Origin of the sequence: Nannocystis sp. RBIL2 (assembly GCF_026626745.1) — a bacterium.
In the GTDB taxonomy this organism is placed as follows: Bacteria; Myxococcota_A; Polyangia; order Nannocystales; family Nannocystaceae; genus Nannocystis.
Window position 1 is genome coordinate 5059548 of record NZ_JAPNJW010000001.1, and the last position, 14540, is coordinate 5074087.

14 protein-coding genes are annotated in these 14540 nt (G+C 71.8%); 6 read left to right on the forward strand and 8 right to left on the reverse strand.

The window, feature by feature from the left end:
- Positions 1-9: 9 nt before the first annotated feature.
- Together OV090_RS20075 and OV090_RS20080 are read right to left on the reverse strand one after the other, a co-directional pair.
- A complete protein-coding gene (locus tag OV090_RS20075; RefSeq protein ID WP_267705465.1) occupies positions 10-1320 on the reverse strand; it encodes an MBL fold metallo-hydrolase in 1311 nt (436 codons plus the stop codon).
- Between the two features lie 165 nt (positions 1321-1485).
- Positions 1486-2142, reverse strand: coding sequence for a histidine phosphatase family protein (locus OV090_RS20080; protein WP_267705468.1), 657 nt, complete (start codon positions 2140-2142; stop codon positions 1486-1488).
- A 105-nt stretch (positions 2143-2247) separates the two neighbouring features.
- On the opposite strand from OV090_RS20080, the gene OV090_RS20085 reads away from it, so the two are divergent.
- A complete protein-coding gene (locus OV090_RS20085) occupies positions 2248-2955 on the forward strand; it encodes an XRE family transcriptional regulator (protein WP_267705469.1) in 708 nt (235 codons plus the stop codon).
- A 298-nt stretch (positions 2956-3253) separates the two neighbouring features.
- On the opposite strand, the gene rnhA is transcribed toward OV090_RS20085, so the two are convergent.
- From rnhA to OV090_RS20105, 4 genes are all read right to left on the reverse strand, one after another.
- Positions 3254-3778 (reverse strand): ribonuclease HI, encoded by a 525-nt coding sequence (gene rnhA / locus OV090_RS20090; protein ID WP_267705472.1) that lies wholly within the window; start codon positions 3776-3778, stop codon positions 3254-3256.
- A 41-nt stretch (positions 3779-3819) separates the two neighbouring features.
- Positions 3820-4659: a hypothetical protein gene (locus OV090_RS20095; protein WP_267705474.1), complete on the reverse strand. Its 840-nt coding sequence runs from the start codon at positions 4657-4659 to the stop codon at positions 3820-3822.
- 51 nt (positions 4660-4710) lie between these two features.
- Positions 4711-6045: an FAD-binding oxidoreductase gene (locus OV090_RS20100; RefSeq protein WP_267705476.1), complete on the reverse strand. Its 1335-nt coding sequence runs from the start codon at positions 6043-6045 to the stop codon at positions 4711-4713.
- Positions 6046-6329: 284 nt separating this feature from the next.
- Entirely contained in the window at positions 6330-6782 is a 453-nt protein-coding gene (locus tag OV090_RS20105; protein WP_267705478.1) for a hypothetical protein, read from the reverse strand.
- Positions 6783-6980: 198 nt separating this feature from the next.
- Here OV090_RS20105 and OV090_RS20110 point away from each other — a divergent pair, with 198 nt between their 5' ends.
- The 5 genes from OV090_RS20110 to OV090_RS20130 all read left to right on the forward strand — a co-directional run bounded on the left by OV090_RS20110 (position 6981) and on the right by OV090_RS20130 (position 12037).
- Positions 6981-7880, forward strand: a complete 900-nt coding sequence (locus OV090_RS20110; protein WP_267705480.1) for a DUF459 domain-containing protein — start codon at positions 6981-6983, stop codon at positions 7878-7880.
- A gap of 229 nt (positions 7881-8109) precedes the next feature.
- Entirely contained in the window at positions 8110-9591 is a 1482-nt protein-coding gene (locus tag OV090_RS20115) for a penicillin-insensitive murein endopeptidase (RefSeq protein ID WP_267705481.1), read from the forward strand.
- Positions 9592-9655: 64 nt separating this feature from the next.
- Positions 9656-10117: a YkgJ family cysteine cluster protein gene (locus OV090_RS20120; RefSeq protein ID WP_267705482.1), complete on the forward strand. Its 462-nt coding sequence runs from the start codon at positions 9656-9658 to the stop codon at positions 10115-10117.
- 74 nt (positions 10118-10191) lie between these two features.
- Positions 10192-11334, forward strand: a complete 1143-nt coding sequence (gene serC / locus OV090_RS20125; RefSeq protein WP_267705483.1) for a 3-phosphoserine/phosphohydroxythreonine transaminase — start codon at positions 10192-10194, stop codon at positions 11332-11334.
- Between the two features lie 28 nt (positions 11335-11362).
- Positions 11363-12037, forward strand: coding sequence for a suppressor of fused domain protein (locus OV090_RS20130; RefSeq protein ID WP_267705484.1), 675 nt, complete (start codon positions 11363-11365; stop codon positions 12035-12037).
- 135 nt (positions 12038-12172) lie between these two features.
- Here the strand turns inward: OV090_RS20130 and OV090_RS20135 are convergent, their stop codons facing one another.
- Both OV090_RS20135 and OV090_RS20140 read right to left on the reverse strand, forming a co-directional pair.
- Positions 12173-13336 (reverse strand): hypothetical protein, encoded by a 1164-nt coding sequence (locus tag OV090_RS20135; protein WP_267705485.1) that lies wholly within the window; start codon positions 13334-13336, stop codon positions 12173-12175.
- Positions 13337-13411: 75 nt separating this feature from the next.
- Positions 13412-14101 carry a hypothetical protein gene (locus OV090_RS20140; RefSeq protein WP_267705486.1) on the reverse strand — a complete coding sequence of 230 codons (690 nt, stop codon included), beginning with the start codon at positions 14099-14101 and terminating at the stop codon, positions 13412-13414.
- Positions 14102-14540: the final 439 nt, after the last annotated feature.

Genomic DNA, 14540 nt, shown 5'->3' on the forward strand with positions numbered 1-14540 from the left:
CGGCCGCGCTCATCGCATCCGCTGCAGCTGGTACCGCAGCTGCCGCAGACCGCCGCGCATGCGGGCCTGCAGGTGCCCGAGGTTGCGCCGCGTCAGCAGCTGCCGCGGCCGCAGGTAGACCTCGGCGTTGAACATCGACAGGAGGATCCGGTGGCGGCGCCAGTTCTTGGCCCCCCGCCGCACCACCAGCCGCGCCGACACGCCCAGGGTCTGCAGCCCGAACGGCTGGGTCAGCGCGAACAGCAGCGGCTGCCCGCAAACCTCGACATGGGCCGCGCCGCCCGTGACCGGCTCGCAGCGGCCGCGCGCGAGGTCGAGGCGCAGCGTGACCTCGAGGTCGCGCACGCGGATCGCCACTGGCTCGAGCCACGCGCGCAGCAGCCACGTCGGGTAGTGCTCGGCGAGCCGGCCGGCCAGCGCCTCGGCGGCGGCGACGAGGGCGGGCAGCTCGACCGGCGCCGGCGGGTCGAGCGGGGCCGCGCTCGCGCGCGCGAAGGCCTCGTCCCAGAACTGCAGCGCCGGCCGCGAGTCCCACGCGCGCCCGACCTCGTAGACCTCGCCGGGCGCGAGCACGTCGAGGCGCAGCCCGAGGTGTTCGAACGCCGCCGAGACGTGGCTCGGCGTGTTGGCGTACGTGTTCATGTACGCGTTGTCCTCGCACGAGAAGCGGACGAAGCTGGCGATCGGGATCGTCGTCTCGGCGCCGAGGTCGCGATGGTTGGCGATCATGCTGTCGACGACCGCGCGGGCCCGCCGCGGCAGCCGCTCGTCGCGGTCGGCCTCGCCGCCGTAGCCGGCCAGCGAGAACTGGTTCAGCACCACCTGCGCCGGCCCGAGGTCGCCGCGGATCAGCCGGCAGTCACCGGCGTCGGCCTCGGCGTCGTTGACGTTCACGAGACATGTCCCATCGGCCATGACCGCAAGGACAGAGTCCATCTGCCCGACCTGGTAGCAGTAGACCTGCAGCCCCGGCCGCAGGTCGACCAGCCCGCGATGCGGCAGCGGCCGCACGTCGGCGAAGCCGAGGCGGGCGAACGCCTGCGGCATCTTGTCGGTCGGCATCTGTTGGAACAGCACCGTCACGCGCCGCTTGAACGCGGCCGGCAGGTCGCGCAGCGTCGGCAGGTGGAAGTGGTCGGGGTGCTCGTGCGAGACCCACAGGTAATCGACCTGCTCGAGCCACGCCGCGTCCCACGCCGGCGGCGCCACCAGCGACCACGAATTATTGAAGACCTTGCCGCCGAGCCACGGGTCGGTCCAGATCGTCGCGCCGCCGGCCTCGATCAGCAGCGACGCGTGGGCCACCAGTCGCAGCTTCATCGCCGGACCTCGCGCGCTCTCCGTCCGCCGACGTGATCGGTCGATCGCACGACGACGCTCGCGGCGATCACGAACTCAGGCATGCCCGTCCTCGCTCGGGTTCACGGTAGCAAGCGGCCCAGGTCCTGCCAACCGCGGCCCGAGGCGGCCCGAGGTCGTCGGACCTCATCCTCCGAGATCGAGCTCTCCGAGGTGGTCCGTGGCATTCTGGACATGGATGTCCCATCGGCCATCCGCGCGGTGGCGCAGGCGGTACACGCCGGCCAGCGAGACCGGCAGCGCGATGGCCTCGGCGTGGGGCATGCCGGTGAGCGCGGCGATCACGGCCTTGATCACGCCCTTGTGCAGCACCGCGGCCACGCGCGGGCTCGCGGGCGTGGCCAGGACCCGGCGCGCACCCGCCTGCACGCGGTCCCAGAACGCCTGGCGCGACTCGCCGCCGGGATAGGTGAAGCCGAGGCCCTCGGCGAGGTAACGGCCGTGGCCGGTCGGGTCGCGCTCGGCGACCTCGGCGAAGGTGAGGCCCTCCCACGCGCCGAAGTCGACCTCCGCGAACTCGGGCACCACCGTGACCGGCGGCGGCGGGCGCTGGCCGGCGGCCACCAGCGCCGCCGCGGCCCGCGAGCGCTGGAGCGGCGACGCCAGCACCGCCGCGAAGCCGGGCTCGGCCGCCAGCGCGGCCGCCACCCGCTCGATCTGCTGCAGCCCGAGCGACGACAGCGCCACGTCCGTCGCCCCGTGCAGGCGGATCGACGACTGGCCCGCGGTCTCGCCGTGGCGGACCAGCACGAGCTCGGCCGGGGATGACGACGCGGGGCGCAAGCAGCCCGGGGCTTACGCGAGGTCGGCCAGGCCGTCAACGGCCCGGGGCGTGCATACGCCGCGCTTGCGGACGCGGCGGCCTCTGACATATAACGAACCCGCGAAATGGCCTCACGAACGCCACGGCGCCCGGCTTCGGAGGCTGTTCCCGCTGCGAGCGCCCCGCGCCCGGCGGGGGCCGAGCCCGAGTCCGGCGGCCGCGCCTCGGCGGACGCAGCCTCGGAGATCGCGCTGCTCGGCGAGGGCGACATCGGCGCGGCCGAGCTGACGCGCCGCCTGGCCGACAACATCCGCACGCTCCGCAAGGCCCGCGGCTACTCGCTCGACGACATGGCCCGAAGGTCAGGTGTCTCGCGGGCCAGCCTGTCGCAGGTCGAGACCGCCAAGACCAACCCGACGATCGCCATCCTGTGGAAGATCGCCGCCGGCCTCGAGGTCCCGTTCTCGGCCCTGCTCGGCGCCGACAAGACCGAGCGCGTCAGCGTGCTCCGCCGCCCCGACCAGCGGGTCCTCCGCTCGGCCGACGGCCAGCTCGAGAGCCGCCCGCTCACCCCCGCCGGCACGCTCGGCGGCGTCGAGGTCTACGAGCTGCGCCTGGCCCCGCGCGCGGTCCACAGCTCCGAGCCTCACGCCCCCGGCACCGGCGAGAGCGTCACGGTCCTGGTCGGCCAGCTGCGCCTGCGCGTCGCCGAGGAGGTCCACGACCTCTCCGCCGGCGACACCGCCAGCTTCGCCGCCGACGTCCCGCACAGCTACGAGAACCCGGGCCGCACCCACACGCTGGTCCACAACGTGATCGTCTACCAGCGCTGAGGCGCGGCGACCGAGAGCGGTGTGCCTCGGCCTGGCCTTCGGGACAGGCTGCTCACGCCGCCTCGCCTACGCCGAGGCATGGCGGCCCCGAGGCGACGCAGTGCACTTCGGCATGTCCTTCGGGACAGGCTGATCACTCCGCTCCCCGACGCCGAGGCATGGCGAGCCCCGAGGCGAAGCCGTGCGCCTCGTCCTTCGGGAGATGTCCCTTGCCTCCCCGCTCACCGGCGATCTGTCCTCCTGGACAGGATCCTCCGCCGGGTGGAGCACCTGTCCTTCAGGCCAGTCCGCCGTGGCCTCAGCGCTTGACCGCGAGGCTCGGCGCGTCGCCCACCGAGATCTTGTCCTTCGGCGCGTACCCGCTGCGGGCCGCGTCGCGAGCCGCGACCGCGAGCCGGTCGCAGCGCTCGTTCTCCGGGTGGCCGCTGTGACCGCGGACCCAGTGGAAGCGGATCTTGTGGGTCGCGAGGAAGCCGTCGAGCGACTGCCACAGGTCCTGGTTCTTGACCGGCTGGCGGTCCGCGGTGCGCCAGCCCGCGCGCTTCCAGCCGGGCAGCCACTCCGACATGCCCTTTAAAACATATTGCGAATCGGAGTAGAGGTCGACGGTCATCGGCCGGCGCAGCGCCGTGAGCCCGCGGATCACCGCCATCAGCTCCATCCGATTGTTGGTCGTGTGCGGCTCGCCGCCGGACTCCTCGCGCTGCTTGGCGCTGGCCGGGTGGATCAGCACGTACGCCCAACCGCCCGGGCCGGGGTTCCCGGCGCAGGCGCCGTCGGTATACAAGAGGACATACGCGAGACGCGGGTCGTCCGGTTGCATCGGCGCCGCAACCTACCCGACCCGCGCCCCGCTGCCAACCTCTACAGGTCGAAGTCGCAGCAGTCGGCCGCGGCCTGGGACTGCTGATCGAACTCCAGGTCGCAGAAGCCGGCCGGCGCGGGGCACTCGCCCTGCGGCATGTCACCGACCAGGCAGGTGCAGGTGTCGCCCTCGCACTTGAACTCGACGGTCTGGGTGTCGGGGCACTCCTCGCCGATCGAGCAGTTGTCGCCGCCGTCGCTCGAGCCGAAGCCGGCGCAGTCGTCGGCGCCGCCGCAGGTCATGTTCACGGCGTCGAACTCGTCCTGGCAGGGCCCGAACTCCTCGTCGACGAACGCCTTCATCAGCTCGTCGCAGGTCATGTCGCCGATGCACGAGTTGAACGCCACCGTGACGTCGAGGCAGCCCTCGCCGCTGCCGAGCGCGCTCGCGCAGTCGCTCTTGCACGCGGCGACGTCGGGGAACGGCGGCATCGGGAAGCACTCGAAGAACTTGTCGCAGGCCGCCATGCAGGCCGCGTCGAGCTCGGGCGGGGCCGGCTCGCCCGTCTCGGTGTCGGTGTCGACGGGCATCGTCGTGGTCTCGTCGACCGTCGTCACCACGGTCGTCTCGCCGCCCATCGTGTCGGTGCCCGCGGTCTCGGTCCCGCTCTCGGTCCCGGTCGCGCTGCCCTCGGTCGGCGTGCCGGTCGACGTCGGCGTGTTCGTGGTCGCCTCGGTGCTCGGCTCGGTCGCGGTGCTCGGCTCGGTCGCCGTGCTCGGCTCGGTCGCAGTGCCGGTGCTGCTGTCCGTCTCGTTCTCCTTCTCGGGACACGCCGCCAGCGGCAGCGTACACACGGCGAGGAGGAGCGCGCGGAGGTTCGTGTGAAGCGCAAGGCTCATGCGGCGAAGGGTGCAGCGGGCGACCTGCGAAGTCCAGGCGCGATGTCGTCCCTAACCGACGCGGTGCAGCTTCTCGTAGAGGCCCGGAAACACGCCGTGCGGATCGAGGCGCCGCTTGGCCGCCGCGTAGTTGTCTTCGTCGTAGATCGAGAAGAAGCGCTCGCGGGTGTAGTGATTGCGCGAGATCAACGTCTTCACCCCGTCGCACGCGTACGTCTGATCTTCGAACAACTGCGACCAATCGAGCTCGGGATCGCCGTTCGGCATGCCGTACACGGCACAGTCGACGAGCAGCGGGTCGCCGATCTTGTCGACCATCGCCGGGCTCAGCCACGGATACCACCTCGGCAGACGATAAGGGATCACCCAAAGCGGATAGAACCGCGGCTCGCGGGCGTACCACCCGTAGAAGTCGAGGATCCGCCGGTGCGGCACGAACAGGTCGACGACGACGTCGGGCCGCCGCTTGATCGCCCCGAGCAGCGGCGCGAGCCGGTTCGACCAGCGAATGAGGTTGGTCGAACCCAGCACGTGCTTGCCGACCAGCCTGCGCACGAGCCGGTTCTCGAGCCCAGGGACGGTGCGCGTCAGCCAGTGACACTCGGTGTCGTAGCGGAAGAAGTAGTCCCGCGTCCGCAGGTAGTCGACCTCGCGCGCGCGGGTGCTCTTGTAGAAGATGTCGAGCCGGCGGTAGTCGCTGACATACGGGGCCCGGGCCACGAAGCGCCCGAGGCACAGCACCAGCTCGTCCGGCCCGTGGATGATGCCGTCGATGAACGTGTAGTCGCCGGCCTCGCAGTAGGTCCGCATCGCCGCGAAGTAGCTGCCCGGGTCGCGGTGGCGCTCGTAGGTCAGCTCGACGAACGGCTCGGCCGGCACCAGGTCGAACTCGAGGCGCGTCACGATCGCCAGCGTCCCGTACGAGCCGTGGACCATGTCGAACGCCAGCGACTCGCGCTCGCGCGAGCAAGTGATGACCTCCCCCGCGCCGCTCACCAGCTCGAGCTCGCGGCAGGTGTCGTGGAAGCCGCCGACGCGGAACGAGCTCGACTCGACCGCGCACCCGGCCACCGCCCCGCCGATCGTGATGCCCTCGAGCTCCGGCACCACCGCGGGCACCAGTCCCAGGGGCAATGTCGCATCGACCAGGTCGGCGAAGGTCAGCCCCGGCTCGGCCACGCAGCGCCGCGCCTCGCGGTCGATGTGCAGCACCCTGCGCAGCGGCGACACGTCGATCGCCGGGCTGCGGAAGCGACGGTCGCCGGGCAACGGCACCACGTGGTGGACCCCGCCCTTGTCGATGTGGACCCGCTCCCCGCGAGCGGTCCGCTCGCGGACCTCGGCGGCGATGGTGTGGACGCGGGCCTCGTGCTCGGCGACGATCATGTCCGCGAGTGTTTTGGTTCCGGCCGGCCCGAGCAAGCCCGGGCCGGCTGATTGCCGCCCCGGAACAGCGTGAAGCGACGTCGCCGAGCCGCGAGCCGAGCTGCGGAGTCGCCGACCGGAGCAGGTGCCCGCATCGTGGAGCTGTCGACCGCGGGACCTCGCGGACCCGAAGCCTGCGCGGGGGCCCGGAAAATCAACGCGAACAGCCCCGCGGCGCGAGGCGCCGGGGGCCGTCGGGAGCGGACAGGAGGACCGCCGAGGAATCCGAGCCGTGCGGCTCGGGCTCACTTCTGGACGCGGATCAGCTGACGCTCGAGGGTGACGAACTTGTGGCCGCTGCAGCGGGTCGCGACCTCGATGGTGACGCTGGTGCCGGACGGACCGCGGAGGGCGGCGGCCCAGTCTTCGACGCTCACCGGGTACATGCCGTCGACCGACACGAGGTGCATGCCCTCGCGGAGGACGCCGTCGGCGGGAGCGCCGGGGAGGACATCGCGGACGACCACGAACTCGCCGCGCTGCTGGATCACAGCGCCGATGCCCGAGTAGGTGTAACCGCGTTCAGCGACGGAGACGGTACGCTGGGCCTTGCAGTTGGTGCCGGCGTAGCGCTGCAGCAGGGCGGCCGAGGTGGCCATCGAACCTGCGAGGATGATCGAGCCGAGGATGATCTTCCGCGCTGTCCGCCAGCGGGAGATCGAAGTGGCCAGGTTGGTGTCGGTCTCTGAGTTGTGCATGACCATCGCTCCTGTGCCTGACGCCTCGAGGTCGTGGATGCTCAGGCTTGTCGAGTGTTTCACAGCTTCGCGGGGGTTGCCAGCGGCGCAAATACCGGCCTTCCTGCGGCGCCATTCCCGGCAACTGCTCGGGTTCGCCCCGGCGAAGTGCCAGCTTCTTTGCCAAGCGGCCGGCCTTCGGGCTATAGGCGTGGCCCCATGCCCCTCCTGCGGCTGTTCGTCCCTCTGACCCTGGTGTTCGCCCTCGCCTGCGACAAGGCGACGCCTGCGACCCCGGCGCTGACGCCCCCGCCCGCGGCGATCCCCTCGGATGAGCCGCCGGCCGCTGAGCCTGCTCCCGCGGCCGCGGCGGCTCCCCGGGAGCCCGCGATCGCGCCGGCGACTCCGGAGCCCGCGCCCGTAGAGGTTGCCGCCGCCCCCAGCGGCCCGCGCAAGGTGCTCGTGCTGGGCGACAGCCTGGCTGCGACCGGCTTCGGCGCGATGCTGGAGAAGAAGCTCGACGAGCACCCCGACATCGAGTGCTTCCGCAAGGCCAAGAGCGCGACCGGCCTGGCTCGGCCCGACTTCTATGACTGGGAGTCGGAGGCCAAGAAGGCGGTCGAGCAGCGCAAGCCCGACCTCGTCGTCGTCATCATGGGCGGCAACGACGGCCAGGACCTCACCACCAAGTCCGGCAAGGGCAAGCGGGTGGCCTGGAAGTCCGACGGGTGGAACGACGCCTACAAGGCGCGGGTCGCTGAATTCCTCAGCGAGATCTCCGCCGAGGGCCGCAAGGTCCTGTGGCTCGGCCTGCCGCGCACCGGCACCACCAGCTTCGAGCAGAAGCTGACCACCATCCGCGACGTGCAGAGCCAGGCGCTCGCCGACTTCGGCGAGGCCGGCGTCTACCTCGACACCAGCCCCTTCATCACCGACTCGGCCGGCGAGCTCATCGACACCGCGACGATCGGCAAGCGCAAGGCCCAGGCCCTGCGCGAAGAGGACGGCATCCACTTCACGATGGCCGGCAGCGAGTTCTTCGCCGACAAGGTCTATCCCGAGGTGCTGCGCGTGCTCGGCGTCGAAGACGCCACTGAGGGCAAAAAGCCCCAGAAGTGACAGGGGAAGATCTCCCCTGCGCGACGCCTCGCGCGCCGCGCACCTGACCGAATTGCAACCCGATTGTAGTTGCAATTTTGCCTGCCGCGCCACGTGTTCGCCGCCGTTCGGCCGCACGGCGCGGCAATAGCCGCAGGCTCCGCGGCCGGCGCCGACGAGGGCGACGCGCGCGCGACTGACGTGCCCGCAACGGACAGCCTCTGCTAGCTTGTCCGGTGCTCTTGCCCGCATGACCCAGTCCTCGTCCGCACGCCCCTTCCGGCACGCCGCCCTCGCGCGGTGGGGGTCGTTCTGGGCGCTGCTCGTGGTCCTGTGCGCCGGCCTGGCCTCGCCGCTGGTGTCCGAAGCCGCAGCGGCCTCGAGCAGCAGCAAGTCGAGCAGCAGCAGCAGCAAGAAGAAGTCGTCCGGCGGCAAGTCGAGCGCGAAGAAGAAGTCGGGCAGCAAGAAGAAGGCGAGCAGCAAGTCCGCCGCGCCGAAGCCGATCCGGCCCCTGCAGCGCGACGTGGTCGGCCCCGAGGCCGTCCCCGACGGCGACTGGGCCGAGGGCGAGACCGACACCGACGGCGAGGGCGACCTCGAGGAGGACACCGGGGACGCCGGAGATCCCGAGTCGGAGCTCGAGGCGATCGAGCGCGAGCTGCTGTCGCAGCCGGCCGGCCCCGAGCCCGAGATCGTCTACGCCGAGGGTCCGCCCCCACCCCCGCCTCCGCCGGTCAAGCCGCGCTCGCTCAAGCACGCGCTGATCCCCGGCGAGTCCCTCGACGACATCGCCGCTCTCTACAAGGTCGAGGTCGGTGATCTCGCCAAGTGGAACGGCCTCCGGGCCGGCGAGCCGATCCCGAAGAAGAAGAAGGACCTGCGGGTGATCACCACCCACAGCCCGCCGCCGCGCGAGAAGCTCGAGCACCTCATCAAGCGCGGCGACACGTGGGAGAAGATCGGCGCCGAGTTCGGGGTCGAGGTCGCCACGTTGCGGCAGCAGAACCCGCGCCTCGGCGACAAGCTCGAGCCCAAGCCCAAGCAGAAGCTCAAGGTCGTCGCCTGGAAGGACCTCGACGTCTCGCCCTCGGCCGGCCTCGGCACCAAGCTGTCGCAGATCCGCGTGCGTGCCGGCGGCCTCAGCATCGGCAAGCCCAACCGCGGCAAGCTGGTCCGCGGCGTCGAGCTGCCCGACCGCCCCGACCTCTACGTCAAGCGCAAGCCCGACGAGTCGTACGCCTCGACCCACACCGTGATGCAGACGATGGCGGCGATCACTCGCTTCCGCCACGAGAGCAGCTTCAAGGGCCAGGTCGTGATCGGCGGGATGAGCCGGGCCCGCGGCGGCCGGTTCCGGCCGCACAAGTCGCACCAGAGCGGCCGCGACGTCGACATCCGCCTGCCGGTCCTGCGCTCGGCGGAGGGCAAGCGGCACACGACCTCGGCCGACGTCGACTGGAAGGCGACCTGGCAGCTGATGCGCGCCTTCCTCGACACCGGCGAGGTCGAGTACATCTTCCTCGAGTACAACCTGCAGAAGCGGCTCTACAAGGCCGCCCGCGAGTCGGGCGTGTCGCGCGAGCAGCTCGACGCGTGGCTCGAGTGGCCGGTGAAGATCAAGAAGCGCAGCAACAAGCGCGTCCTCATCCGCCACGTCGAGGGTCACACCACGCACATGCACGTGCGGATCCGCTGCGGCCCCACCGAGAAGCACTGCTACTCCTCGCGCTGACGCCTCCGCACCGGGCTGCGCCGCGCGACTGCGCCGGCCGGAGCGCGGGCGGAGCACCTCTCCCATGTCCCTCGCCACTCTGTGTCAGCGCTGCGCCCTGTGTTGCGACGGCGACCTGTTCGCGACCGTCCCGCTGCAGCCCGGCGAAGTCGAAGCAGTGCGGCGGCGCGGCCTCGTCGTCCTCGATCGCGACGCGGGCCCCGCTCTGGCCCAGCCGTGCGCCGCCCTGCAGGACCGGAGCTGCACGATCTACGACGACCGCCCCGGCCCCTGTCGCAGCTACGAGTGCATGCTTTACGCCGCGCTCGCGGCCGACGAGGTCGGGCTCGCCGAGGCCCTCGCCACCGTCGCCGAGGCCCGCGCGCGGCTGACTGCCGTCGCCGACGCGCTGCCCGGCGAGGGTCCGGCGCTGGCGCGGGCGCGGGTCGCGGCGCGCGAGGGTCACCTGTCCCCGGAGACACACGCGCTCGTGGTCCGCGCGAGCGAGTTCCTCGAGCGACGTTTCCGCGGTCACACGCGCCGCTGAGGCGCTGCGCGGCCGCGCGAGAGTGCGCAAACCCACGACCTTGGCCGCGAGCGGCGCTGATATGCTCCTGCGCCATGGACAGCGGCAAGCCCAAGCTGTGGAACTTCTCGGCCGGTCCGGCCATTCTCCCGCCGGTGGTGCTCGAGCGCGCGGCCGAGGCCGTGCACGAGCTGCGTCAGGACGGGCACGCCAGGGACGCCGCCGGCGTCGGCATGTCGATCCTCGAGATCTCGCACCGCAGCGCGCCGTACGAGGCGATCACGTTCGGCGCCGAGAAGCTGGTCCACGAGGTCCTGGGGGTCCCCGAGACGCACCAGGTGCTGTTCCTGCAGGGCGGCGCGAGCCTGCAGTTCGTGATGGTGCCGATGAACCTGCGCGAGGCCGACAAGTTCGCCGCCTACGTCGACACCGGCGTGTGGTCGAACCGGGCGATCGCCGAGAGCGAGGGCCTCGGAGCGACCCGCATCATCGCCAGCTCCAAGGCCACCAACTACGATCGGATCCCCGAGTTCCCGGCGGCCGACAGCTACGCCGGCGCCAGCTACCTCCACATCACCACCAACAACACGATCTACGGCACCGAGTACGCCGAGATCCCCGAGGCCCAGGGCGGCGTGCCGCTGGTGATCGACTTCTCGAGCCACGCCGGCGCGCGGCCGATGGCGCTCGAGCGGGCCGCGCTCGGCTACGCCGGCGCGCAGAAGAACCTCGGCCCCTCGGGCGTCACGCTGGTCTACGTGCGCAAGGACCTGCTGGCCAAGAAGCCCGCCGCGCACGTCCCGGTGTACCTGCGCTACGCGACCCACGCCAAGGAGCCGAGCCTCTACAACACGCCCAACACCTTCGGCGTGCTGGTGCTCAAGCTCGTGCTCGAGTGGATGCGCGACGAGGGCGGCCTGCAGGCGATCGGCGCCCGCAACGAGCGCAAGGCCCAGCGGCTGTACGACGTGCTCGACAACAGCAAGGTGTTCCAGGCGCACGCCCAGCCCGGCAGCCGCTCGCACATGAACGTCGCGTGGACCTGCGGGCGCGCGCCCGAGGCCCAGCGCGAGGCGATCGCCAAGAAGTTCCTGGCCGAGGCGCAGGCGCTCGGCTTCGACGGCCTCAAGGGCCATCGCTCGGTCGGCGGTTTCCGCGCCTCGATCTACAACGCCTTCCCCGAGGCCGGCGTCGCCGCCCTGTGCGAGTTCATCACCGAGTTCGAGCGCCGCCTGTAGGCCCGACCTCGCCCACGACCTCCGCCGCATGTCCGAAACCATGAAGGCCCCGGGCTGGGCCGCGATCGACGCCGCCTGCCAGCGGCTCTACGCGCGCCAGGTCCCGCACCAGTACACCAGCAAGACCGCCTACGAGCTCGAGTCCGCGAGCCCGCTGCCGGCGATCACAGTGTGGGAGGGCCAGCGCCCGGCCCACTGGCACTACGTCACCTACGGCCTCACCGAGCTGTTCGAAAAGACATCGCACGACCCGAACGTGTCCGGCTTCGGCTTCGAGCTGACGATGCGGGTGCCGCGGGCCGAGGGCGAGGACCAGCCGCCCGCGTGGCCGCTGCGCACCCTGCAGAGCCTCGGCCGCTACGTCCTCGGCAGCCGCAAGGGCTTCGACACCGGCCACCGCGCCGACCTCGGCGGACCTATCGCCCCCGGCGTGACCACCGAGCTCACCGGCCTCGTCTGCGTCCCCGACCCGCTGCTCGGCAAGATCACCGGCCCCTACGGCTCGCTCCTGTTCCTCCAGGTCATCGGCGTCACCCCCGACGAGCTGGCGGCGATGGAGCGCCTCGACCACGAGGGCGTGGTCCACATGATGGGCGAGATCGACTTCCACGGCCTGACGGACCTGTCCCGCGGGTCGTGGCTCAAGAACCCGCAGAAGGCCCCGGTGGTCCGCCGCTACCAGCTCGGCATCCTGCGCGACTGAAACACCGCCGCGGCGACATGTTCTTCAGGACATGCCCTGAAGAGCATCGTCACGCGGCGGACCCGTCATCATCTTTCTCTCGGGACATGTTCTCATGAACATGCCCCGAGGAGCATGTGAGACAGCCTCGCCGCCTCACGGCGAGTCGGGCGGCTGGACGCAGCGGGTGAACTCGCCGCAGGTCTCGGCGGTCATGCACTTGCGCATCTGCGGCCGGTTCCAGTCGGTCACCGCGAACTCGCACATGCGCCCGCACGACCGCACGTAACGCTCGCGCGCCTTGCCCTCCGGCGGGGCCATGTTGTTGGCCTCCGACTCGCACCCGAGCTGGCGCTCGCACATCTGCTGGCACAGGGCAGCCTCGTCGTTGGCCGGCCTCGGCTCGCTCACCGGCGTCGTCGTCGCCGGCGTCGGCCCGCTGCCCGGCGACGCGGGCGTCGTCGGCCCCGGATGACCGGCCGACGCGACGCAGGTCCCGTCTGTCTTTCGGGACATGCCCACAGGGCAAGGTTCCATCGCGCAGGTCTGACCGTCCCACCGGCTCCCGGTCGGACACGCCGTCGGCTGGGCGACCGCCAGCCCCGGCAGCGCGCTCAGCTCGATGCGGATCAGCGCCCCGCAGCCCTCCGGCGGCCGCAGGTCCGCGGTGGTCGAAGCGTCGCAGCTGGCAGGCTGGCCGTCGGCCGACAGCGTCTCGCGCTCGGCGGTCGAGCCGCCGCCGGCGCCAATTTGATTAAAACCGGCGCCGACCTTGATCTCCCCGGCCCCGCCGGCGAAGAAGTGGAACGCCCCGACCTGCACGCCGGTGATGATGTGCGTGGCCGCGTCGCAGTCGCCCGCCAGCAGGTCGCGCCCGGGCCGGCCCTCCGGCGCCTCGAGCATGCCGACGAGGGCGATCTCGACGTCGAGCTCGCCGGCGCGAGCCAGCTTGCCCTCGAGCCGGGCGGCGCCGAGAGGGAGCTGGGCGTAGAGCTCGTCGGCGCTGCGGATCTTCACGCGGTCGTTCTTGCGAGTGAGGCCGAGGTACGCGTACTCGCCCTGGACGTCGCACTGGCGCATGACGGCGATCTCGCAACCATCGACGCGCACCGCCACGAGGCCGCGCTTGAGCCGAGCCTCGAGCGAGGCCCGCTCGGCCGCCGCCCACTCGACCACCAGCGGGTGCGAGGCGGCGCCACCGACCACGCACTTGCCCTGCCCGGGGATCTCGAACTCCGGCGGCTTCGCCAGCCGCTCCGCCGGGCTGCGACAGGAGCCGAGCGCCAACACCAATCCGAACCAACCGCCGGGGCGAATCACCGCGCCAGCGTAGCAAACCTCGACGTCCGCGCGCCAAGACCCGAGGGCGACGCCGCGTGATGTGGCGCCGCTCCGTCACGGCCGCGCGGCCACGACCTGCGCCTTCAGCCGGGCCCACACCTCCGGACCGAACAACCGCGACAGCCCCGGGTGCGACTGCATGCGCTCGAGCGCGAGGTACGGGGTCTCGCTGGTCGTCAACGCGACATCGATCCACCGCAGCGCCGCTGCGCGATCCTCCATCGCCGCCGCGAGGTCGAGCTGCTCGGCGAGCAAGCGCGTGTGCAGCTTGTCGCGCGCCGGGAACGGCCGGTCCCCCGTCACGCGAGCGTACGCCCCGCCGAACGCCTCGCGCGCGGCCGACAACCGTCCGGCCCGCATCAGCGCCAGGCCGCGCGCATAGTCGATCGTGACCAGCCGCTGCAGCGCCAGCGGATCTTCCGGCGCCGCGTGCGGATCGGTGGCCGCGAGGTGATGCAGGACGACGTCGACGTCCTCGTGCCGCAGCGACAGCGAGACGGACGGGTCGATCACCAGATCGACGAGCCGCGGGCCGAACGAGGCGCGCGCCGCCAACCACGCCGCCGCGTCGCCGCGCCGCAGCCGCTGGTGCAGCGCGTCGTACACCGGGCCGCTCTCGCCGACGACTGCGAGGAGGGTGCGGATGTCCGCCGCCGCCCGCTCGACCTCGCCGAGCCCGAGCCACGCGTCGATCCACCACACCTGCTGCGCGCTGCCCGGCGCGGCCGACGTCGATGCCTGCACCGCCGCGGCCCTCGAGGTACGCGCGAGCGACCACCGCCAGGCCGCGGTTCTCGGGCAAGGCCACGAACGTGCGCAGCGATCGGCGCGCCTCGTTGGCGTCGCCGCGGGCGCGCAGCGCCTCGATCTGCCCGTGCAGCGCCTCCAGCCGGCGCTGCGCCCGGCGCTCGCCCGCGTGACGGCTCGCCGCCGCGTAGCCGAACATCACCCCTGCGACGAGCACCGTGCTGCCGACGATCGCACCGGCGATCTGCAGCGCCCGCCGCCGTCGCTGCTGCCGCTCGGCCTCGGGATCGCGGGTCAACAGCTCGAGCCCGGCTCGGCCCGGCCCACCCATCGCCCCTGCGACGGTAACACGCGCCGCACCGCCTCTACCGCGGCACCTGGCCGAACTCGCGCCGTCGCCGCGCGCGGACGCGACCTGTCTCTTGGGCCATTTCAC

Excerpts from the sequence above, each read along its gene's own strand:
- OV090_RS20075 (WP_267705465.1), bottom strand. The coding sequence starts at position 1,320 with ATGAAGCTGCGACTGGTGGCCCACGCGTCGCTGCTGATCGAGGCCGGC.
- OV090_RS20085 (WP_267705469.1), top strand. The coding sequence starts at position 2,248 with ATGGCCTCACGAACGCCACGGCGCCCGGCTTCGGAGGCTGTTCCCGCT.
- rnhA (WP_267705472.1), bottom strand. The coding sequence starts at position 3,778 with ATGCAACCGGACGACCCGCGTCTCGCGTATGTCCTCTTGTATACCGAC.
- OV090_RS20095 (WP_267705474.1), bottom strand. The coding sequence starts at position 4,659 with ATGAGCCTTGCGCTTCACACGAACCTCCGCGCGCTCCTCCTCGCCGTG.
- OV090_RS20100 (WP_267705476.1), bottom strand. The coding sequence starts at position 6,045 with ATGATCGTCGCCGAGCACGAGGCCCGCGTCCACACCATCGCCGCCGAG.
- OV090_RS20105 (WP_267705478.1), bottom strand. The coding sequence starts at position 6,782 with ATGCACAACTCAGAGACCGACACCAACCTGGCCACTTCGATCTCCCGC.
- OV090_RS20110 (WP_267705480.1), top strand. The coding sequence starts at position 6,981 with ATGCCCCTCCTGCGGCTGTTCGTCCCTCTGACCCTGGTGTTCGCCCTC.
- OV090_RS20115 (WP_267705481.1), top strand. The coding sequence starts at position 8,110 with ATGACCCAGTCCTCGTCCGCACGCCCCTTCCGGCACGCCGCCCTCGCG.
- OV090_RS20120 (WP_267705482.1), top strand. The coding sequence starts at position 9,656 with ATGTCCCTCGCCACTCTGTGTCAGCGCTGCGCCCTGTGTTGCGACGGC.
- serC (WP_267705483.1), top strand. The coding sequence starts at position 10,192 with ATGGACAGCGGCAAGCCCAAGCTGTGGAACTTCTCGGCCGGTCCGGCC.
- OV090_RS20130 (WP_267705484.1), top strand. The coding sequence starts at position 11,363 with ATGTCCGAAACCATGAAGGCCCCGGGCTGGGCCGCGATCGACGCCGCC.